Source organism: Bacillus sp. 196mf, assembly GCF_003217275.1.
Taxonomy (GTDB): domain Bacteria; phylum Bacillota; class Bacilli; order Bacillales; family Bacillaceae_G; genus Bacillus_A; species Bacillus_A thuringiensis_S.
The window spans coordinates 1-22,332 of the sequence record NZ_QJTG01000022.1 but is presented as its reverse complement, the minus strand read 5'-3'; the positions used below and the strand labels follow the sequence as shown (position 1 = coordinate 22,332).

The following is a 22,332-nucleotide window of genomic DNA, read 5'->3' as shown; positions in this document are numbered from 1 at the left end:
CAAAGAAAACACCTCAATTACGTATGTTAATACTTATAGGAGGGTAATATTAACATCGATTTTTAAATATACTTTTTCAATTATATTACATATTACTTTTATTTTTCTAGTATTAACGTTCAAATGTTCTTTTTATATTAGTGAACAACTAATACACGCCATAGAAGATAACTACTTGATATAACCACCTTATTATGGAATAATTAGAAATAGTTTGAATCTATAAACCTAATTATAAAATGATATACTCATATATTACTAATGTCATAAAGCTGAACAAGTAGGAGGACTTTCGTAATGATTGAAATTTTAAGGACAGTAGTAAACTTTCTAATTTCTCTATTCTCAGGAGAATTACCATTTGTATATTATGTATGGATTATTACCCTATTCCTAATTCAAATAACCCAATCTACTCTAAACTATAAACTCTTTAACAAGAAAGACAATTTCAGCACTTATATATTGGAAGGATTACTTTCTTTTATTATTTTATTGTTTGGAGGAATATTAGTATCTAAGTTACTTGCTTACATAATAGACGATCCTACTATTAATATGACGAATTTAACACATTATTTTGTTTCTCTTATCATATTAACTATATTTGTCGTAATAACCTGTGTTAAAGACTTTATAGAGACATCTATAAAGAATAAAAATATATCTCTTTTGAGCTTTTTAGTAATTTCCTTCATAACAAGTATACTTTCATTCAAGTTTTTATCACCTTTAATTCAAGGTTCTTTTTCTCTTTCTAAATCTTTTATCACCACTTTAATCATTCTTGTAACTATATCAATCCCTCTATTAATTTCCTTAGAGGATAAGTATGCAGACGAAAAGGAAACGGAAAATTTATAGTTTCTCATTTACATAAAAGAAAGAGGGAGCTCCCCTCTTTCTTTTAAATCATCCCTTTTAATATCAATCCTAAAACTGACATTATTATCGCGCTAATAATAATTCGCAAAATCCAAGTAGTGTTTGTACTTATTTTTTCTAATTGCTTATTGATTGTTGCTATGTCTTTCTCATTAATAGTAGTACGCGTTTCTAAATTTCGAATGTCTCTCATCATTTCTTTTTGCTCCGCCTTGAGACTGTCAATTTTAGCGTAAACATCTTCCATATATTCACACCCTCTGTTCATCTTAATAGAAAAATCTATATATATTATGAGACAACCCTCTTACCTGTGAATACATTGCGTATATCCGCGTACCAAATTATTTGTACAATCTAATTGAATTACTCACATGTTTCCATTCTTCTATTTATAAATTAGCGTTAAGATAGATTAAAATTTAAAAAGGAATCCCTTGTTTATTTAACAACAAACAAGGTGCAATCCAACATTCGGGAGCACCTACGATAATTTCTATTGTTTTCATATTTACAACTCAATATAATCAGTATGATTTTCTGAAGAATCCACTTTTTGAACTGCTTAAAGTATACTAATATGAATACGAAATAGCTGTATTGATAAACTCTCTAGAACAATAAATATACTGGCTGAAACGGATCTATATCCAATATTTTTTCCAGTAACATGAATGGTTATTTCTGATAAATGCGTTTGTATATCATTGTTTTCAAAAATTTCATCCTCAACCTTTACAATATCTGCTTCACAATCTACTTCTTTAAAAGTTTTCAATAATTTTGTTTCCAATATACTACAATCAAAATTCTCATCTTTTATTACGGCAAATTTAACTTTCATATCGATTTCCCCATTTTTAACAAACTAAAATCACTAAATCAATATAAATATATATTATTCTATTAAATAATTCAAAATATATGTTTCTTATAAATCACTACTAAATATCAATTCTAAGGATTTAGATAAAAAAGAAAACAAATAAAGTGAAATTCTAATCAGTAGGTGGTTTGTCCATTCCCCGCTGATTATTTAGTTAAACCAATCGGACATTTAAGAGATTAAAAAATTACTCTTTCAATCACCAAGCTAATTAATAGATAATCCCCCTGTGCTCAGTGATTCAAAAAAATTTTTATTTTTAATTCATAGCTTCTGAGAACTTTTTGCTTTAATATTGATAAGTCGCTTCTTACATTCTGTAATATTGGAAATAACTATATAGTAAAACAAATTAACTATTAGGAGTGCTATTTATGTTTGATATACTTCGTCTCTTAATTATATTTCTCATTGCTATCTTTTTATTTTTCTCCATACTAATGGAGTTTAAAAAACCTCAAAAAAGTGTATTTTGGTTTTCAATTGAAGTCTTATCTCTTCTAGGGATTATAATGCTTTTTAAAGATTTTTTATCAAAAATATAACTTATTCCACTAATAATGACGTGTTTCAATACAATATCTTTATCTTTTGAACGATCTTATTTCTTAACACGGACTCTACCTCAAGTTGTCTTTTCTTTATAAAAAAATAGCCTGCCTATTTCCGTTGGCAGACTATATCTTTATTCCTCAATACAAAAGTATACTTTCTTTTTCACTCAAACTTTATGTAATGATACAGATTCCAAATAAATTATTGTCTTTTCTGTATTTTTATCATTGATTTTTTGTGCATAAATTCGTAACACATATAGATGAGTTATCATGCTAAAATTAGCTTATTCAAAAGAAGTTATTCTTAATGAATCGATAATTTTTAATACCCTGTTTAAAGCCTCACCCCCCTGCGAGGCTTTTTCCTATTTAACTAGAGTAATGGTTATCAACTGTTACTATGCTGCTACGGATCCTACTTTTAGCTATTCAGTATCAGCACACGTAAAATTCTTTCCTCCATCATTTGATTTACAAACTGTATTTATCGATTTTTCGGTTATTTTTTCACTTTCATTAGAAACTTGATCTAAATTCATTCGATATAATTGTTCCGGATTTTCTTTTGAATTTCCTTCAATATGAATTGTATGATTGAACATCTCAGCCGTGAAGCTGCTAGATGTATTTATCATTTTTACTCCATTATTTTCACCTACATAGCGTTCAACTACTCTTTCGGCTTCTTTAAGTTGTTGAGATGTAGGATACGGTATAGATTCCGCTAAAATAACTACACCTACTAAATATGTAATATACAAACCACCTGCAATCAAGATAACTTTCTTTACTGTTTTATTAATCATGCTCTAACTCCCTTTTCTTATTTCTCTATTAATATATATTTTCTCTAATTTACATCAATTTCTTTTTAATACATAACATTCGTTTTACATTTTATAAAAAGCACCTCTCTTACTAATTTTCAATTTGATAATATCATTTTATTTATTGTTTTCCAATAAATAATTATTATTAAGCGTTTTATTTTTACTGTTTTTTATTTTTGATTCAATTTAAAAACAAGTGACTTATTTAAGTCCACTACATCATCAGCAAGTTTGAAAATTTGTTAATTAATAAAATAAAAAGAGCAACTATATGTAGTCTCTCTCGTTCTATCTATGTAGATTAGTAGTTTAACTTCAGCACTCACTCTATTCAAGAATACTTTACTGAATATTCAATCTGATGATAAAATTGACCTAATTAATATTTTCTTCCATCACTGTATAAAAAATTACAATAAAAAAATAGCACTCTCACAATTAAGTAAACGCAAACTGTTTCTTCTATCTACTTACTATTTAAGGTTAATAATGATATAACCTGATTTAAAAATTCGACTTAAATTCATTGATGAATGGAGAGGTTTATATGAAATTAAAAGACAAAGTAGCAATCATAACTGGTGGTGCAAGTGGAATTGGCGAATCTACTGTTCGTCTTTTTATCGAAGAAGGTGCAAAAGTAGTTATTGCTGATTTTTCTGAACGTGGAAAAGAACTATCAGATGAATTGAATGCACATGGATACAATACGTTATTTATTAAAACCGATGTAACAAATGAGGCAGATATTAAACAGCTCATTCATGAGACAGTAAGTACATACGGTAAATTAGATATTATGTATGCAAATGCCGGCGTTGCTGATGATGCACCGGCAAACGAATTATCCTATGAAAAGTGGAAAAGAACTATTGATATTAATTTGTCTGGGGTATTCCTTTCTGATAAATATTCGATTGAACAATTTCTTAAACAAGGTACAGGTGGTGTCATCGTTAACGCTGGTTCGATTCATAGTTTTGTTTCATTACCTACCCCAACAGCATACTCCTCTGCAAAAGGTGGTGTGAAACTATTAACTCAAAATTTATGTACTGCCTACGCTAAATATGGAATACGTATTAATGCGGTGTGCCCTGGTTATATTGACACCCCTTTACTAGGTAGTGTTAATCCTCAACAAAAAGAATATTTAGCTTCACTTCATCCACAAGGCAGACTTGGAACACCAGAAGAAGTCGCTAAAGCTGTCTTGTTTTTAGCAAGTGATGATGCTAGTTTTGTTAACGGTACAACACTTCTTGTTGATGGAGGCTATACTGCACGTTAATTTAAAATTTTTGAAGCACCCTAAGAAATATATAGTCTTCAACAAGAAAAAGCACCATCACAAGTGACGGCGCTTTTTCTATGTAAGAGCAACTAGAAGGTATCCTTCTAGCCTACTCCCATTTATAAGTCCAAAACTGTTCAAGTTGCAGCCATTTTAATGTTGCTGCATCTTTGTTTTTTATTTTTGCATGCGTGTCTTCAAGCATTGCTTCTGTTTGTGAACGGTGCGCACCTAATGCAGTTAATTTATGATCAAATACTTCACTAATGTTATTTACAACATCCGGTTCTCCTAATACTGCTTCACGATTTTTCGTAATCGCAACAGCATGGATAACTGGGCGCTCTTCTTTTGGCATACGTGATACAGCGCGAACGACAGCGCGGCCAAATGCATTATGATCTGGATGTACACCGTGCTCTGGATAAAATGTAATAATTCGAGATGGATTTACTTCTTGAATGATTGCTTCAATTTTGTCAGCAACGAAATCAACATCTTCAAATTCTAACGTTTTATCATGGAAGCCAAGCATTCTTAAATCTTTAATGCCCATCGCTTCACAAGCATCTTTCAATTCTTTCTCACGGATATTTGGGATCGTTTCACGGTTAGCAAATACGTTCTTACCCATGTTACGTCCCATTTGTCCTAGAGTACCACATGCATATGTTACAGGTACTCCTTGATCTGTTAATAAGCGAATTGTTCCTCCCGCAGCATATGCTTCATCATCTGGATGCGGAAATACAACAAGTACATGTCTCTCCATAAGTTTCCCTCCTTCTTACTTAAATGGTGTTAAGCTTAACTCAAGTGCAACTGCTAGACGACCTAAATTATCATGTCCAGCTAGTAATAAACGCTCTTGACCATCTACTTCCCAGTGCGTAATACCTTCAGCATATACCCAACCATGATCCATTTTTAGACCAACTCGGTATGGATTTGTTCCAGTTATCTTCCCGCGTTCAAAACGGATAATTGCATTTCGAATGAAAGCACCAACTGTCATCATCTTTTCATTTATGTGTGATGCATACGCTCCGTTTGTCGTTTCTAAATGAATATATACATCTTTATTTACAAAACGTTCAATTTCATTTTGAATAAGAGAACTATCTTTTACTATTTCCATCGGAATTCACCTCTTTAAACCATTTTACGCAAAAATAATGTAAATTGCTATCTCTATATTAGAGGACAACGCTCACTTTTCCTAATAATTTGCACTGTGTTTTTTATATTTTTTATATGATATGTAAAAAATACATTTTTTCCTTCACTTTGTTAAATAGTTTTCTTTCTTTTTTGAATTTGCTACAATATATTTTATCCCGCATTATTGCAGCGAGATACATTTCGACAATTGAATACATAATTTAAAGAAGGTGACATGATTGGAACAATCAGCACATGAAGTAGCAAATTGGCAATATTATTTTGCAATTGCCGTATTTTTAATCACGTACGGATTTATTATTTCTGAGAAATTGAATCGTGCTGTAATCGCACTATTCGGTGCTGCTATTATGATTATTTTTGGAGTTGTAGATTTACATACTGCTTTCACATCACATATTCAATGGGAAACGATTACCCTTTTAATTGGGATGATGATTCTCGTACATATTACGAGTCAATCAGGCGTCTTTGAATTTGTGGCCATTAAAGCGGCAAAAGCAGCTGGCGGAAAACCGATTCGCATTTTATTATTACTATCCCTATTAACTGCTGTCGGATCAGCATTTTTGGACAATGTAACGACTGTTTTATTAATCGTTCCTGTTACATTATCCATTACACGTATTTTAAAAGTAAATCCTGTGCCTTATTTGATTTCAGAAGTGCTGTTTTCAAATATAGGCGGAACAGCAACATTAATCGGTGATCCACCTAATATTATGATTGGATCAGCAAACAAGCATTTAGACTTTAACGCCTTTTTACTTAACTTAGCTCCAATCGTAATTATTATTTCTATCGTGACACTTGGCATTATTTACTTTATGTATCGTAACAAACTAAAAACAACACCTGAACAAATCGAAAAACTAATGGCATTAAACGAAAAAGATTACATTAAAGATCAAAGCCTCCTTTTAAAATCTATTTCGATTTTAGGACTAACTATTTTAGGCTTCGTACTTCATTCGATTATTCATGTAGACGCTGCTGTTATCGCGATGACAGGCGCTACACTTCTTATGTTAATCGGCGTGAAAGAACATGATATTGAAGATGTATTTGCCCACGTTGAATGGGTAACCATTTTCTTCTTCGCCGGACTATTTGTTCTCGTTGGCGGGTTAATTGATATCGGACTTATCTCTTCACTTGCAAAAGAAGTAATCGGCGTAACAAACGGTGACATCGGATTCGCAGCTATACTTATTTTATGGGTATCTGGCATCGCATCTGCGACAATCGACAACATCCCATTTGTCGCTACGATGATTCCTCTTATTCAAGACTTAGCTACAGGACTCGGACTATCTGTCGATTCTCCGCAAATCGAAGTACTATGGTGGGCGTTATCTCTTGGAGCTTGCTTAGGAGGAAATGGAACGCTAATCGGAGCATCTGCAAACGTAGTCGTTGCTGGTATTGCAAAACGTGAAGGACATGCTTTCTCTTATATGGACTTCTTAAAAATTGGTTTACCATTAACTATTGTTGCACTCTTGTTATCACATGCTTATATATATTTACGTTATTTAATGTAAAAGTTGTATTGCATGAAATTATATCGTCAAATCCAAAAGGTTTGCAGCATCGTGCTGCAAACCTTTTTTCATCACCAAAATATACCTATAATTGCTAACCCACCTAAAATCATACCACCAATTTGTCCGACAATTGTTGGTGATAATTGAACACCTTTTCTCACTTCAACAACTGGTCTTTCGTGCCTTAGTTGCTGCACTTCGCTTTGCAGTTGATGTACACTTCCGTGTAACTCTTTAATTAGTTCCTTTAATTCAGCGACCTCTTCATTTACTGGTTTTGCTTTTTCTAAATTCATTTTACATAACTCCTTATAAATTCAATCAGTTCATTGTAAATTTTCGCCAATTATCATTATATCTCCTGCATACTACATATATAATATTGAATGTATTCGCTAATCTTGCAGCTCTATCCATTCATCCCGCAATATCCCCATAATGATACGATCAAAATACTTCCCATCTCTTTGAACCGCTTCTCTCATACAGCCTTCCATCCGAAAACCCATCTTTTTATACAACTCAATAGCAGCTTTATTATAAGAAATAACATCAAGACCGACGCGGTGTAAATTCAATTCATAAAAAGCATATTTTAAGATAAGATAGATCGCTTCTCTTCCATATCCCTTCCCCCTATCATTCGCATCTCCTATACCAATAGCTAATAAACCCGTTCTGTTATTCCACTCTATGCCATGAATTGCAACAAAAGCAATTAAGCGATCATCTTGAACTGTCCTTAACATGAAAGAAACACTATTCGATCTCCGTCCCTTTAATAGCCCATCACTTGCTATTTCTTGTATCGATTGCGGGAATGCTACATCTGTATCTACATTCCTTAAATACTCACTATCTTCTTGCCACATAGCCATTACTTCAGCATCTGCTTCTCTAATAGCTGATAATTTAATCGTTTTATTTTGAAAAAGATTCATTGTCATTTCAAACTCCCCCTTTTTTAATAACAGGGATAATTATTAGCCTATTTATCCCCTTATTCTATAAACTGCTTTATACACGGGATACTTACAATAAGCGCTGACATTGGCACATCTCCTCTACACGAAATTAACTTCATTGTATAATTTTTCGTTTATTCAAACAATAATAAAAAGCCCTCCAAATTTAGAGGACCTTTCCTAATAGCGAAACTATATTATTTCGTAAACATTTTCTCCGCTTCATCCATTGCCATTTTGTTACCTAAAGCAGAATAGTCAAGCCATGGTTGGTCATTAATAATGTATACGTGCTTACCTTTAACAGCTTTTAAGTCTTTCCAAATTGGTGTTTCTTGAAGTTGTTTAAATGCAGCTTTCGCTTTATCATCTCTGTTAACGACAACGAAAATAGCATCTGCATCAAAGTCAGGTAATACTTCTTGTGAAATGACTTCGAAAGGACGGTTTCCATCAATTTTCTCTACACCATTTGCAGGTTGTAATCCTAAGTCTTGGAATAAAATTGGTCCCATCGGTCTTTTCGTACTAAATACTCGTAATTCTTTTGCAGTAACACGAATTGCCATTACTTTTTCGTTATTACCTAATTCTTTATCTATTAAACTTTTTACTCGTTTTGATTGCTCTTCGTAATCTTGAATATATTTATCCGCTTCTTTCTCACGGTTTACAAGTTTACCAACTTGTTTTAACTGATCTCTCCACGTGCCTTCATCTAAGTTGAAAGAATGTGTTTTTGCAATTTTTTCGTATTTCGCTAAATCTTTGCCCGCGTATTTTTCATCCACATAAATGTCAGTTGGCTTCAATTGAAGTAACGCTTCCATATTCGGATCTGTTACAACACCAAGTTTCTTCGTATCTTTCAACTGCTCTTTTGCGTGCGGTAAGAAATCTTTTAAATCTCCGCCAATAACAGAACCTACTGGTGTAATTCCTAATGCAAGTAAATTATTTGTTAAATGAATGGACATAGAGGCGATTTTTAGATCATTACTTTTTTCCGTTTTTTTCGTTGCCTCTTCATTAGCTTTCGTTTGACCACATGCTGCTAATACTAAAATACACATCATGCTAAATAAAATAGTAAGTTTCTTTTTCATATGTTCTCCTCTTTGAAGTATTTATTTTGTTTTTGTAAGTAAATAAAGAAAATACGGTGCTCCTAATGCCGCCACTACTACACCAGCTGGAATAGAGTTTGGCTCAAATATAGAACGACCTATCGTATCTGCTAGCACTAAAATAATCATTCCGATAATGCCAGCTAAAGGAAGAAAGTGTTGATATGTAGTACCTACTAACTTCCTTGCGATATGCGGAGCAACTAAACCGATAAAACCAATCCCTCCTGCCATCGATACACTTGCGCAAGATAATCCAACCGCTGTAGCTAAAAGTAATAACCGTTCTTTTTGAACAGAAACACCAAGTCCTGCCGCTATACTATCACCTAGTGACAATGCATTTAACGTTTTAGATTTTAGCCACGCATAAGGGGTTAGTATGAAAATCCAAGGTAATAATGCAAGGACATGAATCCAATCCCTTCCCCACACGTTACCAACTAGCCATCTAGAAGCGAATGTATACGTCTCATCATTTAACTTGAGAGAGAAAAATAACGAAATTGCACTAAAACCAGCTGAAACTGCAATACCAACGAGAATAAGTCTAATGGGAAGTAAACCATTTGACCGATCACTCGCAAGTAAAATAATAAGAAATGCAGCTAATACTCCTCCGCCAAATGTAAATAACGGTATTAAAATAGATGCACTTTCATTAATAGAATGAAAGAATGTAACGAATATAATTAGCCCGAAAGATGCACCTGAATGCAGTCCAAGAATACCAGGGTCTGCAAGTGCATTACGGGATAATCCTTGCAAAATCGCACCGGAAATCCCAAGGCCAATACCGGCTAACATTGTGATTATAATTCTTGGCATACGATAATCATATAACACGGTTGCGCTCTCAAAATCACCATAACCAAAAAGTGTTTCAATTACTTTAAGTGGCTCTATACTCAGTGTCCCTGTATTTAGACTGATTAAAATTACAGCGATACTTACACATCCGAATATTGTAGTTACAGTAATAGCTCTCTTTTTATCCGTGTTAAAAAGATCTTTCACTTATAACTCCCTCCCAACTTTACGTGCTATATAGAGGAAGAACGGAACTCCAACAAGAGCTACCATAATCCCTATCGCAAGTTCCTTAGGAGGATTTACTGTTCTAGCTCCTAGGTCAGCTACAACTAATAACATAGCTCCTAATAATGCTGACATAGGAATAATGAGTCTATAATTCACACCAACTAATTTTCTAGCAATGTGCGGGATAACTAGTCCTACAAATCCAATAGAACCAACAGCTGAAACAGAAACACCTGCTAGAATAACTACTATAATCATCCCTAGTATTCTCGTTCGGTTCGTTTTCACTCCTAAATTTGTAGCAACATCATCCCCCATTGATATGAGTGAAATAGATCTCCCTAACACTATTGCAAAAATAATCGTTATAAGAATAATAGGGACTAAAAATTTCAAGTGTTCCCACTTAACCCCTGCAACACCACCAGCATACCAAAACGCTAAATCTTGGCTTAAATCATAATAAATCGCAACACCTGAACTTAATGAATGTAAAAGCGCTGCCATAACAGCTCCAGCAATCGTTAACTTCATTGGTGTTAACCCACCTGATGTTGCTGATCCAATAACAAAAATAAGTACTGTACTTAAGACTGCTCCAATAAAGGAAACAATCATTAAATAGGAATACGGCATATGCGGAAAAAAAGCAAAACTAAGTGCTACTACAAACATCGCTCCGGCATTTATGCCAAGTACACCTGCATCAGCTAAAGGATTTCGTGTTACTCCTTGCATAACCGCTCCAGCGACCGCAAAAGCTGCCCCTACAACTGCTGCTCCAATTACTCTCGGGAGCCTTAATTCATAAATAATTTGGTGCTGCGTTAATTTCGGATTGTAATCCAAAACCGCAGTCCACACCGTTTGTAAATGAATATCCTTTGCACCAAATGAAATGGCTAAAAATATAGATCCAATTAAACATAAAATTGTTAAGCTCATGAAACATATGAACTTAATATGTATCCAGCGGTTATTACCAGCATGTACAGTAGACTTATGTAACATGTTTCATTTCATCCTTTATATTCAGTTGTTTTTTGTAATTATTTTTTATTTATAATTATTATTGATAATAATTATCATTTTCATTTAGATATTATATCCCCACTTTTTTTAAATAGCAAACTATTTTTTCACTTTTCTACAATATTAAAATACTCATTACAATTCCCTTCTAAAACTTACAAATACATGCAAAATAGACTACTGGATTATTTTTAAAATTGTAGTATACTTATTGATTATTTTGATTTTCCCAATAAAAACATCGAAGGTGACACAATGTTCTATATAAAACAACTACTACATTTCACTTACGAACAAGCATTATCTTGCTTATTCCCAGTCATTATTTTCTTAACACTAGCCCTTTCAAAAATTGTTTCAATCCCAGGGTTATACCGCTATGATTTCATACTCATCGTATGCCTTCTTATGCAGTGGATTATGTACAAGACGGGTCTTGAAACAAAAGACGAACTAAAAGTAATTACCATCTTCCACCTCATCGGCCTTTTACTAGAAATATATAAAGTACATTTCGGTTCATGGAGTTATCCCGAAGAGGCATATTCGAAGGTTTTTGGAGTTCCGCTTTACAGCGGTTTTATGTATGCGAGTGTCGCGAGTTACATATGTCAAGCGTGGAGAAGGTTGCATTTAAAAATGCATCATTGGCCGAAAGCTATTTTTGCCGTGCCGTTAGGAGCTATGATTTACTTCAATTTTTTCACACACCACTTTACATACGATTTTAGATGGATATTAACTTTACTACTATTCATTGTTTTCTCTTGCACATTTGTACAGTTTTCATTACAAGGCGTTACATATAAAATGCCACTCGTTCTCTCCTTTTTCCTTATCGGATTTTTCATTTGGATTGCAGAGAACATCGCAACATTTTTCGGAGCATGGCAATATCCAAATCAACGGGAAGCATGGAGTCTCGTTCACTTAAGCAAAATTAGTTCATGGTTTTTACTCGTTGTTATTAGCATTATGATTGTCACGCAGCTCAAACATTTGAAGGAATCAAAAAGATAATGCTGATTATGTAAAAACAGTTAGCCCATCACTCATTAGAGAGTGATGAGCTAACTGTTTTTAGTAATATTTTTTAAACCGTCCTTATCAAGGGAGTTATAATTTACAAGAGTATAAGCAATTACACATTATGAACTGCTACTAGCAGAAGATGTTGCTACAGATGAAGCGGCAATCGTTGCCATCATGGCTGCCTGTTGTGCTTGTATGAGGACTTCTATCATTGTTTGTAAACCTGTGTTAGTAGCTTTACTTTCCTCACCTTTCTGACTTACGAACAGTTGAATAGCAATAAGAATAGTTGTATCTGTATGCCAACGGAACAATTTATCCCCCTGCAATTTTTCAATAAATGCTCGAATAGAATGAATCTCTTTTTCTCCGTCCTCGAGTAACGCTAGTAGCCCGATAGCTGGGTAATGCATCTGTTTTACTTTTACCTTTTCTTGCTTTAACAAATTCCATATATTTGTACATTTTGCAACTAATAGTTCTTCCCTGACATCCTTCTTTAGTGAAAGAATATGACTCAAAAATTGAAGATCATTCCCTTTACGCAAACCAGCTGTCGCTAGTTTCTGATAAAGACGTTCCACTCGGTCCATAAGTGTTTCTACATGCTCTGATTGTCCTGCTAATAAAACTGCGAGTGGATAATCATTTGTACTTGTAAGAAAGAGGTGATCCTTTTTCATGCGTTTATATACTTGCATCGAACGCTGAATATGTGTGCCATGCTGTTCATTTTCTTCTGTTAAAAGCACAGCTGCTGCGAGATAAGTAAATATACTCCGGCTAAAGCCACCAGTGACCAATTGTTCATATAAATCTAAAAACGTCCGAAAAGCTTCCTTGTAATCTGTAAAGTGAATATCTAATGTTGCGGCCACTACAAAACGATGATAAGACTTTAAGTATGAAAACATCCCTACCTGATTCTTAATATAACTACTAATTTCTAAAAAACGTCCGAGATCAAACAATTTATCACTACCTGCATACATAGCAGCAATCATCATTCCTGTTCGAGAATCACTCGTTTTCCATTTTAGTTCTCCCTTTAACTGTACATATGTATGTTTATATTGCTCCAACTTTTGCTCTAATGTAATCATAGTATTCACCCCTATTCCTAGTTCTTCTCTATCATTATACATATATTCCATATTTAGGAATACTACAATTAATAATCACACCATAAAAATTATAAAATTCTCTTATCCTTCTTCATCAGCACCACGATGATAATCCCTAATCCTTCAAGAAGTTATACAAAAAAGGTAGATAATAATTTATCTACCTTTTTTGTATATATTATTTAACATTACAACTGTATCCCTTGTTATATGCAATTAAGACTAGAGAGCTTTAATAATACGTTCCATCGCTTTCATTTGCCCAATATGATCAGCTTCATGATAAAGCATCATACCGTAAAGCTCCCCTACTGTTTCCAATCCTAGGAATGGCTCTGGCAGTTTATTTTCAAATGCTTCTGCTGGAATTTCGTTAATACGTTTTGCTTGTTCTTTTAATTGAGCCGTTAACACTTCTAACGATGGTCCTTCTGTTTTCCATTTAGATGGTCGTGATCCATACCCAAACATACCTGGATATTCAGTTGGTAATTGTTTGAATTCTTTTCCAAACATGAAAACTTCTGCTGCTGTTAACACGTGACCGATATGCCAACGAATTGTATTGTTAAAACCCTCTGGCTGCGTATCCGCAGTTTTATCATCTAACGTTTCCATAAATTTAAGTAACGCCCCGCGCGTTATTTCAAATTGTTTTAAACCCACTAGTCTATTCATTTTATCGTTCCCCTTCTTGATGTACAATTTATTATGAACTAATAATGTTCAACTTATTAAAGTTTCACCTTGTTTAATCTATCAGAAACAAATAAGAAATACATCTAATATGCTTATTAAAAATAATAAAAAGGTTCACTCCTCGTAAATATAGAATTACTTACTATGTAAATAAAAGAGGAGTGTACTTGCATGTTACATATTTTAAAACAACAATATAATCTTATTAGCTCTACAAGAAAAACTCTATTTTCGTTTTTGGAAGAAATCCCAGTAGAAAAATTACATAGCACAGTTCCTAATTTCGGAAGCGGTAGCATTATAAAGACTCATATTCATGTAGCCGATTGCTATCAATACTGGCTTGGATCATTCGCATTCAAGCAAAAAAGAGCAGATTTTTCATTTGCTAGCGATTACGAAATTGAGCATGCAGATGTGGAAAAAGTCCGTGCTAGATTTAAGTTAGTAGACGAAACTGTACAACGTTTTTTAGATGAATACAATGACCGTTGGCTCGAAAATATAGCAAATGAAGTGAAATGGCAAAAAGAACCTTGGAGCACAACTCCGCTATGGCTTTTAACTCATACGGAGACGCATGAATTTCACCATAAAGGACAAATTGTATCTATGGCTAGGCACCTTGGATATACTCCTCCTGATACAGACCTTAGTTAATTCAATTGTTCAAACAAATGAACTCCTATAACTATCGTTAGCAGTGTTTATATATATGGAAAGGCTCTTCATTCTTTTTGATGTTGTTTATAGTCTTGCAATTTTTTTGCGGCACAAACTTGTAATATATTTTAATTATGTTTGTGTCGTGTTCTTATTAACTAGTTTCATATCCATAAATAATATATTAATATGTTTCCTTTTATTATTTCAGTTACCTAATCAATAAGAGGTTCTTTCTTTTTATTATGAATGTATACAAAATAAACACGAAAATTCCGAAAATACAAGTTGAAAACGCTGGTAACACTTTATCATTTGGCACGTACACACTCCAAAAAGAATTAAGAAGCGCATGAAAAATTAGACACATAAAAATACTTTTAGTTGCGTTGATAATTGTAGTTAATAAGAAAGATACGGCAAATGTCGTAATTATAAAGGCTATAAAATCCCTTTGAGTTTGATTCGTGCCTGGAATAAACCATAACGGCCAGTGCCAAATAGCCCATATACCACTCACAATAACCGTACTTAAAAATACCGAAAACCTTTTCTGAAGGGCAGGTTGTAAGAATCCTCTCCATCCAATTTCTTCAAGACCACCACCAACGATCATTATTGGAAAACTAAGTAATGCCACGTATAATGGTGTTTGCATCTTTGCTCCACCAAATATTGTCGGAAGATAACAGCTAATAAAAGCTAGAATAATGATTAGAATATACCATGCAAAGTGATGTTTAGGATTTACAATATTTTTAATAAAACTTCTAAACTCCTCTTGTGATCCATATTTTTTCTTTAGACTAATCGCAATGATTGCCGGCATAATCCCACCGAAAATAAATAGTATCATCGCTAGCGGTGTACCAAATGTCGTAATGTTTAATCTTATCAAGCTAATTAATAACCCCCAAAGTGTCCATGTAAATATTAAAGTACATATTACATATCGTTTAATCTCATTCCCCATTTATTTGCCTCCTTTGTTTTAATTACAGCATAAATTTGGATAAAAGAAAATATTTAATGTTAAATTATCCCAAAAACATTAAAGGATCATCCATACTAAATCAGGCTTTTATGAGTGAGCCCACTTCCACCTACCTACTTTGTTTCATTCGCAATTCGAATGTGGAATCTTACTATCCGTTAAGGGGGGATAAATAAATAAAAAGAAAGGGCTTGTTTTGAAAAGCGATCAAAACATGCGCTTTTAAAGTAACGATAAAATAATTTAATTTTTGTTGAACTACGATGCAGTTTAGTGATACATGCTTATTTTTCTGCTTAAAATATCTATTAAAAACTCGTTGATACATTTTGTTGTGTATAAAACATTTATTATTTGTTTTAGGTATACCATGCCATTATAAAATTCATGTAACATCGAATTAAGATTCATATTTTTTATGTAACTCATTGAAGAAAGTTTAAGTATTTATACATTCAATTACTAACTAAAGGAGAAAATTATAATGAGATTAGAGAGCGAAAGAATTTATTTAAGGCCTCTTTGTCAGCTAGATGCTCCTATTATATTAGAAAGTACAATGGATGATGAAATAAGATATATGACTGGAACTAAGTCCACTTTTTCATTGGGGCAAATTACGAAACATATAGATCATATAAATAATGATTCAAGTCGCTATGATTTCGCTATTTGTTTACAAAGTACTGACGAGATGTTTGGAGAGTTGTCGATTTTAGATATCGATGAGGAGAACAAAAGAGCAGGATTCAGAATATCAATGATTTCAATAGCATTAACAGGACAAGACTATGGAACTGAAGCTATTAAAATAGTTTTAAGTTTTGCTTTTGAACAACTATCATTAAATCGTTTACAGTTAGAAGTATTTAGCCATAATTTACGCGGAATTAAAGCTTATGAAAAAGTTGGTTTTGTAAAAGAAGGAACCTTACGTCAATCTTTATTTTATAACGATACATACTCAGATGAAATTATTATGGCCATACTTAAAAGCGATTATATAGACAGACCTTTGTAAATGGATGCACTTAATCTATTAAACAATTTTAAAGAACCTTACCACAATAAAATGCAGTAAGGCTCTTTCTTTTTTTATATCAAATAACAGCTCTTAAAACATGTATAATCGTATCAATACCAAATAGTCTCCGCATAATTATATGCATCACTATTCGGAATGGCATGCTTCCCCTGTGCTTGCGCCTTTCTTGGATCTAAGTCATATACCATTGGCGTATAGCATGATGTTTGCCCTTTATTTACAACACCATTTCCTCCAGCACTTCCACAAGTGTATGCCTTTCCATCTGTTTTTCTAACAATCCTTGCATCAGCTTCGTTATTATAAACTGCCAGGCGAGTTACAGTAACTTTTGCCCACGCTGTCTTACACGTCGTGCTAAATTTTAATTCCACATAAGAATTTGAATCGATCCACTTCTTTTCTTTCGTTACTGCAGATTGATCACAGCTGTTATAATAAGGACTTTTCCCATCATATGAATGGTCTTCTGCGTATGCTTTATCGCTATTAGTCGTGCTAAACATACTAGTTACAACGAGTAAAGATAGCAATAAATATGCACTCGTCTTTTTTAAAAGTTTCATATCATTTCACTCCTTTATTAATAACGTGCTGTTTTCCCGTAACCGTTATTAAACGTAACTGCTTCAGCATCTGCTGTGTATCCGAAATCAGCAGTTAAATCAAATACCATTCCTGTATAAGTGCTCGTTTGACCTGTTTTTATTGTGCCGTTCCCCTGATTAGAAGTAACTGATTTTTGGAATACACCATTTTTGTATTTATTCACAACAGCGTACGCGTACACTCCTCCCGAAACAGCTGGTGCTGGTTGATCTAAAACAAACTTAGCCCATGCTGCATGACATTTATTACTGTAACGTAAATACACTGTCCCTACTTTTTTACTACCTTCATATACAGCTGTAGATTTTGCATTAAATCCATCTGCATCACACGTCGTACTTCCCCCGTATACTTTCGTTGTTGCTGGATTTTTCCCGTCATAATAACTACTTAAATCAGTAGCTGCAAATGTACTTCCTTGAAAACTAAATAATACACCTATACTTGCCGCACTTAACACGCATACTTTCATTAACTTTTTAAACATTTTAAATTCCTCCTCACAATAAGTACGTATACTAAAGACAAGCTATACCGCTATGTAAGTCCTCCTTTCACACTTCCTAGAGGCATCTTACAGAAACGAATAAACGTTGTAAATTCCCTTATGATTATTGGAATATACGAAGAATTTTACTTATCCTTGTAAGAAAAAAAGTTGAGAAATACACATTTTATAGCATTCTATATTTAAAACATAAAAGAACCGATACTTGTTATATTCAAGCATCGGTTCTTTATACAAAATTGCTATTTTTTCTTTTATATAAAATAAATATTTCTCCACTTAATCTGTTGTAAAAAACTCCCTCGTTACATCAATAAATTGTCGCAGTGGCACTGTCATCCATTTGTCTTTATGCCAAGCGATTTGCGTATAAATCGGAGAGATTGTTTCGTTTAACATCAACTCCTTTAACGTCCCTTCCCGTATATCTTTTTCTACTACTATCGCTGGTAAAACGGCTATACCTAAATCTGCAATAACACATTGTTTAATTGCTTCAACACTAACAAATTCAATTTTATTTGCTGGATATACATCTTCCCAGCGAAATAGCTCTTCAAATAAAGTCCGATACGAGCAGCCTAATTCTGTTAGTAAAAGTGTTTCACTCTCTAAATCTTTTATAGAAACTGAAGGTTGTTCAAGTAAACGATGCGTAGGAGCAGCTACTACTTTTAATTCTTCTTTCATAAGTGGTTCCACATGTAAAACATCTTCTGTTTTACATTCGTCCAAAATAAATGCAAGATCTACTTTCCCCTCCATCAATTGTTCCTTCGCATCTTTATTGGAGTGTGCTGGTTTAAATATAAGTTTTATTTGAGGAAATTGTGCTTTAAACTTCTTTAATATAGAAGGCAGTCTGTATGTACATTGACTTTCTTGTGCACCAATTATTAACGTACCTGCTATTTCTTCATCATCTTTCACAGCCATTTTCGCTTCGTTACTGAGTGCAATCATCTTGTCGGCATATAGTTGAAACTTCCTACCTGCTTCAGTTAAGAAAAGACGTTTCCCTAATCTCTCAAATAGTGGTGTACCGAGCTCAGCCTCTAATGTTTTAATTTGTGCTGTAACGCTCGATTGGGCAAAGTTTAATTTCTTCGCAGTTTGTGTAAAGTTCAAAGTATGTGCCGCTACTTTAAATGTAATTAACTGTTTTATTTCCATTTATCATCCCTCTTTTCAATCGATATTTTCGATTGATTCCATCGAAATAATCCTCTTTGTCTATTGATATTTGTATTGTATGATAAAGAACATCTATAAACAATATAAATGGAGGTATTCCATATGAAAGCACTTTGTTTCGAAACATTCGGAGACGCTAATGTTCTACACTATAAAGAAATACACGATCCAATCATAAGTCCAAATGAAATTCTTGTCCGCACGAAAGCAATCGGATTAAACTTCGCTGATATTTATAGACGCCGCGGCGATTATCATCTTGCTGGCAATCCGCCTTATGTATTAGGTTATGAAGGAGCTGGAATTGTTGAAAAAGTAGGAGCTGACGTTACTACTATCAACCTAGGAGACCGTATTGCATTTGCGGACGTCCCATTTGCAAATGCAGAACTAGTTGCCGTTCCATCTGAAAAAGTAATCCCACTACCAGATTCTATTTCTTTTGAAACAGCCGCTTCTGTCTTATTACAAGGATTAACTGCACATTATTTAACGCACGATAGCTATCAACTAAAACAAGGTGATATAGCTTTAGTACACGCTGCAGCTGGTGGCGTCGGTCAACTTCTTATTCAAATGATTAAACTACAGGGCGGAACAGTAATTGGTCTTACATCATCAAAAGAAAAAGCAAAGATAGCTACATTAGCTGGTGCCGATCACGTATTTTTATATAACGAAGAATGGCATACGAAAGTACTTGAAATGACTAATGGAACTGGAGTAAATCTTGTATATGAATCAGTAGGTTCTACATTAGAGGAAAGTTTTAACGCTACTAAAATTGGCGGTACTGTCGTATTTTACGGAATGGCTGGTGGTAATCCTGCTCCAGTTGATCCACGTATGCTTATGGATACTTCAAAAACTTTAACTGGCGGAGACCTTTGGAACGTTCTTACCACTTATGAAGAACGTAAAAAACGATCTACTCAATTATTCGATTGGATCGCAACTGGAAAATTAAACATTTCAAATCCTACTACATTCTCTTTACAAGACGGTGCTCTTGCTCATGAATTATTAGAGAGTCGTAAAAGCACAGGGAAGATTTTATTAATCCCATAATTCACAAAATGAAAAGGAAGCTAGATTTCTCTACCTTCCTTTTCTTATTTCTATTTGAGATTTAATTATATTTCCACACTTTCTTTCCCTTTTGCAACATAACTCATATCTCCAACCGACTCGACTGTATATGTTCCATCTTGATATACAATCTTCGTCACACTAGCATTTTCCACCCCAAGTTTTGTTTTGCTACTGTCTAACATTTCTATTAAGGTAGTAATCAAAAGCCCATGAACGACAACTAAAACGTTACCGCCACCATTTCCAGCAGCTTCTTCACTAATTTTATCTATCTCAGCTTTTATACGAGTAGAAAATAATTCCCAATCTTCCGCCTGTTTTGTAGGATCTGCTACTCTAATAAGATTAATCACTTCTTGAATAGAAAACTTCATAAGTTCTTCTGGTGATGCAACGCCTGCAGCTTTTCCAACCACCTCCCACATATTCTCAAGTTTTTCACCTTCAAAAATACCGAAATTTAATTCTCGCAAATCTTTTCTTTGCTCAAGTTTTAATTTTGATTGCTCACTATATTTTAATACTAAATTAGCAGTTTCAATCGCTCGGCCGCTATCACTACTATACGCATTCATAAAATGAATATCTTTTAATCCTGTTCCTAAATTTGTGGCAACTTCAACACCTTTTTCTACTAATGGAGAATCAGCCCAACCTTGCGCGCGATGATTCGTATTTAATATTGTTTTACCGTGTCTTGTAACATATAACGTAACTGCATTCTCATTGCTATCTGTTTCTCGCTTATTCATTTCATTCTCTCCCTTTACGTTTCTATATCAATTTTACCACCTCAATTATTCATTGAGCAAAATATACGTCAGTAGATCCGCTTAATAAAAAAAGCTATCTTTCTGTATATCCATACAAAAAGATAGCATCTTTTATGATTACATTTCTTAACCGTTACTCCTACTCAGCAAAAGCACTCGAATATTGTACAATTCCTTCTACACCTCGAAGAGAATTTTCTGTTAATTCCATTATCATAAATACCTCTTCAGGCACTTCAAACGGTGCTTTTATATTCCACTCACTTGCTTTCTTAAAACCAAATTTCGGGTAGTACTCTGGATGTCCCAATACTACAACTGATCCGTATCCACGTTCTTTCGCTTTTTCTAATGCAGCTACAATCAGTTTTCCACCAATTCCTTTTTTCTGATGACCCCTAGCAACTGAAACTGGTGCAAGTGCTAACGATTCTACAGAAGTTCCATCTTGTTCTATTGTAATTTTCGATAACATAATGTGACCAACTATATCTTCATCTACCGCAACAATTGATAACTCTGGAACAAACGCGTCACATTCTCTAATACGTTTTACAAGTTCATGTTCTGTTTTATCACTAAATTCTTCCTTTAAAAATGCTTCTTTTATGACTTCTTCTGTTTTTCTATAATCATTTTTTTGTTCTTGTCTAATCGTTACCATTTTAACTTATCCTCTATTCTTTCTTATTTCTTTTTGAATTTTACGTAGTGCTTTTTTCGATCCGCGCTCAATATCGTGTTGCATTTTTCTTTCTTTATAATCAACAAATAGTGTATTTAAATCGTATCCTTCTGGATATAACTCCTTCGCTGCTACTTCTAAAGTAATACGTTTTACATTTACTTCAACGAATTCACCGTTATAATATACAACAACGTTATAAAAATTATCTTTTTCCTTATAGATGATGTAGGGTAAGAACCCAGCGCCTTAAGACCTCTCGGTCTTAGGTTTCCGAGAACTCCCCCCCGAACCGTACGTACCCCTCTCAAGGTATACGGCTCTCCGTCTCTTCAGTCTAGCTTCCCGTTATGCAGGTCACGATGACACTTTCGACAAAGTATCATTGTTTTACGGTTCCTTGCTATCATCTGTCTTTCCCATTTCTTTTTCCCTTTAAGGTTCTTTAACTTTCGAACATGATGAACTTCCATTGAGCCTTCTTCAGCCTTACACCATTCACATTGATTAGCCATCAACCTTTGAATAAGCGATGTTCGGGATTGGTAGGATACTTCCGAAGGAAGTT

At 33.8% G+C, this 22,332-nt stretch carries 26 protein-coding genes and 1 pseudogene; 7 read left to right on the top strand and 20 right to left on the bottom strand.

The features are described 5' to 3' along the window. Positions 1–297: 297 nt before the first annotated feature. Positions 298–864, top strand: a complete 567-nt coding sequence (locus ATL10_RS23540; protein ID WP_000570042.1) for a DUF5823 family protein — start codon at positions 298–300, stop codon at positions 862–864. A gap of 43 nt (positions 865–907) precedes the next feature. Here ATL10_RS23540 and ATL10_RS23535 read toward each other — a convergent pair whose 3' ends face one another. From ATL10_RS23535 to ATL10_RS23520, 3 genes are all read right to left on the bottom strand, one after another. Further along, entirely contained in the window at positions 908–1,132 is a 225-nt protein-coding gene (locus ATL10_RS23535) for a hemolysin XhlA family protein (protein ID WP_000390469.1), read from the bottom strand. Between the two features lie 318 nt (positions 1,133–1,450). Next, entirely contained in the window at positions 1,451–1,729 is a 279-nt protein-coding gene (locus ATL10_RS23530) for a hypothetical protein (RefSeq protein ID WP_000865000.1), read from the bottom strand. A 1,024-nt stretch (positions 1,730–2,753) separates the two neighbouring features. Next, on the bottom strand, positions 2,754–3,134 hold the full coding sequence (locus ATL10_RS23520) for a hypothetical protein (protein ID WP_000608950.1): 381 nt from the start codon (positions 3,132–3,134) through the stop codon (positions 2,754–2,756). A gap of 571 nt (positions 3,135–3,705) precedes the next feature. Between ATL10_RS23520 and ATL10_RS23515 the strand changes: the two genes are divergently transcribed. Beyond that, the gene (locus ATL10_RS23515) at positions 3,706–4,449 is read left to right on the top strand and encodes an SDR family NAD(P)-dependent oxidoreductase (protein WP_000768022.1); all 744 of its coding nucleotides are present in this window, start codon (positions 3,706–3,708) and stop codon (positions 4,447–4,449) included. Between the two features lie 112 nt (positions 4,450–4,561). Here ATL10_RS23515 and bshB2 read toward each other — a convergent pair whose 3' ends face one another. Then, the gene (gene bshB2 / locus ATL10_RS23510) at positions 4,562–5,224 is read right to left on the bottom strand and encodes a bacillithiol biosynthesis deacetylase BshB2 (protein WP_000439487.1); all 663 of its coding nucleotides are present in this window, start codon (positions 5,222–5,224) and stop codon (positions 4,562–4,564) included. Between the two features lie 15 nt (positions 5,225–5,239). Beyond that, positions 5,240–5,590, bottom strand: a complete 351-nt coding sequence (locus tag ATL10_RS23505; RefSeq protein ID WP_000407046.1) for a YojF family protein — start codon at positions 5,588–5,590, stop codon at positions 5,240–5,242. Positions 5,591–5,852: 262 nt separating this feature from the next. On the opposite strand from ATL10_RS23505, the gene ATL10_RS23500 reads away from it, so the two are divergent. Continuing rightward, entirely contained in the window at positions 5,853–7,178 is a 1,326-nt protein-coding gene (locus tag ATL10_RS23500; protein WP_000437988.1) for an ArsB/NhaD family transporter, read from the top strand. Between the two features lie 71 nt (positions 7,179–7,249). Here the strand turns inward: ATL10_RS23500 and ATL10_RS23495 are convergent, their stop codons facing one another. From ATL10_RS23495 to ATL10_RS23475, 5 genes are all read right to left on the bottom strand, one after another. Continuing rightward, complete coding sequence (locus ATL10_RS23495) at positions 7,250–7,477, bottom strand: coiled-coil domain-containing protein (RefSeq protein ID WP_001047304.1); 228 nt, start codon at positions 7,475–7,477, stop codon at positions 7,250–7,252. A 99-nt stretch (positions 7,478–7,576) separates the two neighbouring features. Further along, positions 7,577–8,128: a GNAT family N-acetyltransferase gene (locus tag ATL10_RS23490; RefSeq protein ID WP_098835872.1), complete on the bottom strand. Its 552-nt coding sequence runs from the start codon at positions 8,126–8,128 to the stop codon at positions 7,577–7,579. 215 nt (positions 8,129–8,343) lie between these two features. Beyond that, positions 8,344–9,252, bottom strand: a complete 909-nt coding sequence (locus ATL10_RS23485; RefSeq protein WP_000728212.1) for an iron-hydroxamate ABC transporter substrate-binding protein — start codon at positions 9,250–9,252, stop codon at positions 8,344–8,346. Between the two features lie 21 nt (positions 9,253–9,273). Beyond that, the gene (locus ATL10_RS23480) at positions 9,274–10,290 is read right to left on the bottom strand and encodes a FecCD family ABC transporter permease (protein ID WP_110497600.1); all 1,017 of its coding nucleotides are present in this window, start codon (positions 10,288–10,290) and stop codon (positions 9,274–9,276) included. Beyond that, positions 10,291–11,325 carry a FecCD family ABC transporter permease gene (locus ATL10_RS23475; protein ID WP_000902725.1) on the bottom strand — a complete coding sequence of 345 codons (1,035 nt, stop codon included), beginning with the start codon at positions 11,323–11,325 and terminating at the stop codon, positions 10,291–10,293. 276 nt (positions 11,326–11,601) lie between these two features. On the opposite strand from ATL10_RS23475, the gene ATL10_RS23470 reads away from it, so the two are divergent. Then, on the top strand, positions 11,602–12,366 hold the full coding sequence (locus ATL10_RS23470; RefSeq protein WP_000499376.1) for a DUF817 domain-containing protein: 765 nt from the start codon (positions 11,602–11,604) through the stop codon (positions 12,364–12,366). 128 nt (positions 12,367–12,494) lie between these two features. Here ATL10_RS23470 and ATL10_RS23465 read toward each other — a convergent pair whose 3' ends face one another. Both ATL10_RS23465 and ATL10_RS23460 read right to left on the bottom strand, forming a co-directional pair. Next, positions 12,495–13,532: a DUF4003 domain-containing protein gene (locus tag ATL10_RS23465; RefSeq protein ID WP_142669992.1), complete on the bottom strand. Its 1,038-nt coding sequence runs from the start codon at positions 13,530–13,532 to the stop codon at positions 12,495–12,497. Between the two features lie 192 nt (positions 13,533–13,724). Beyond that, complete coding sequence (locus ATL10_RS23460; RefSeq protein ID WP_001081119.1) at positions 13,725–14,180, bottom strand: DinB family protein; 456 nt, start codon at positions 14,178–14,180, stop codon at positions 13,725–13,727. A gap of 192 nt (positions 14,181–14,372) precedes the next feature. On the opposite strand from ATL10_RS23460, the gene ATL10_RS23455 reads away from it, so the two are divergent. Next, complete coding sequence (locus ATL10_RS23455) at positions 14,373–14,861, top strand: DinB family protein (protein ID WP_097924148.1); 489 nt, start codon at positions 14,373–14,375, stop codon at positions 14,859–14,861. Between the two features lie 214 nt (positions 14,862–15,075). Here ATL10_RS23455 and ATL10_RS23450 read toward each other — a convergent pair whose 3' ends face one another. After that, positions 15,076–15,837, bottom strand: a complete 762-nt coding sequence (locus ATL10_RS23450) for a CPBP family intramembrane glutamic endopeptidase (RefSeq protein WP_075718559.1) — start codon at positions 15,835–15,837, stop codon at positions 15,076–15,078. Positions 15,838–16,342: 505 nt separating this feature from the next. Here ATL10_RS23450 and ATL10_RS23445 point away from each other — a divergent pair. Then, positions 16,343–16,879, top strand: coding sequence for a GNAT family N-acetyltransferase (locus tag ATL10_RS23445; RefSeq protein ID WP_075718561.1), 537 nt, complete (start codon positions 16,343–16,345; stop codon positions 16,877–16,879). 113 nt (positions 16,880–16,992) lie between these two features. Here ATL10_RS23445 and ATL10_RS23440 read toward each other — a convergent pair whose 3' ends face one another. The 3 genes from ATL10_RS23440 to ATL10_RS23430 all read right to left on the bottom strand — a co-directional run bounded on the left by ATL10_RS23440 (position 16,993) and on the right by ATL10_RS23430 (position 19,193). Further along, the gene (locus tag ATL10_RS23440) at positions 16,993–17,469 is read right to left on the bottom strand and encodes a DUF2690 domain-containing protein (RefSeq protein WP_075718563.1); all 477 of its coding nucleotides are present in this window, start codon (positions 17,467–17,469) and stop codon (positions 16,993–16,995) included. Between the two features lie 17 nt (positions 17,470–17,486). Further along, a complete protein-coding gene (locus tag ATL10_RS23435) occupies positions 17,487–17,999 on the bottom strand; it encodes a YjfA family protein (protein WP_000473732.1) in 513 nt (170 codons plus the stop codon). A gap of 300 nt (positions 18,000–18,299) precedes the next feature. Beyond that, positions 18,300–19,193 carry a LysR family transcriptional regulator gene (locus ATL10_RS23430; protein WP_072939218.1) on the bottom strand — a complete coding sequence of 298 codons (894 nt, stop codon included), beginning with the start codon at positions 19,191–19,193 and terminating at the stop codon, positions 18,300–18,302. Between the two features lie 123 nt (positions 19,194–19,316). On the opposite strand from ATL10_RS23430, the gene ATL10_RS23425 reads away from it, so the two are divergent. Continuing rightward, the gene (locus ATL10_RS23425; protein WP_000645266.1) at positions 19,317–20,282 is read left to right on the top strand and encodes a quinone oxidoreductase family protein; all 966 of its coding nucleotides are present in this window, start codon (positions 19,317–19,319) and stop codon (positions 20,280–20,282) included. 65 nt (positions 20,283–20,347) lie between these two features. Here the strand turns inward: ATL10_RS23425 and ATL10_RS23420 are convergent, their stop codons facing one another. The 4 genes and pseudogenes from ATL10_RS23420 to ATL10_RS31635 form a co-directional block, all read right to left on the bottom strand. Beyond that, entirely contained in the window at positions 20,348–21,058 is a 711-nt protein-coding gene (locus ATL10_RS23420) for a histidine phosphatase family protein (protein ID WP_075718567.1), read from the bottom strand. Between the two features lie 160 nt (positions 21,059–21,218). Further along, the gene (locus tag ATL10_RS23415; RefSeq protein WP_072939234.1) at positions 21,219–21,743 is read right to left on the bottom strand and encodes a GNAT family N-acetyltransferase; all 525 of its coding nucleotides are present in this window, start codon (positions 21,741–21,743) and stop codon (positions 21,219–21,221) included. A 6-nt stretch (positions 21,744–21,749) separates the two neighbouring features. Next, a pseudogene (locus ATL10_RS23410) lies at positions 21,750–21,992 on the bottom strand (endonuclease MutS2); the annotation flags it as partial. Between the two features lie 104 nt (positions 21,993–22,096). Next, a partial coding sequence (locus tag ATL10_RS31635; RefSeq protein ID WP_481747230.1) for an HNH endonuclease occupies positions 22,097–22,332 on the bottom strand: 236 nt, incomplete at its 5' end.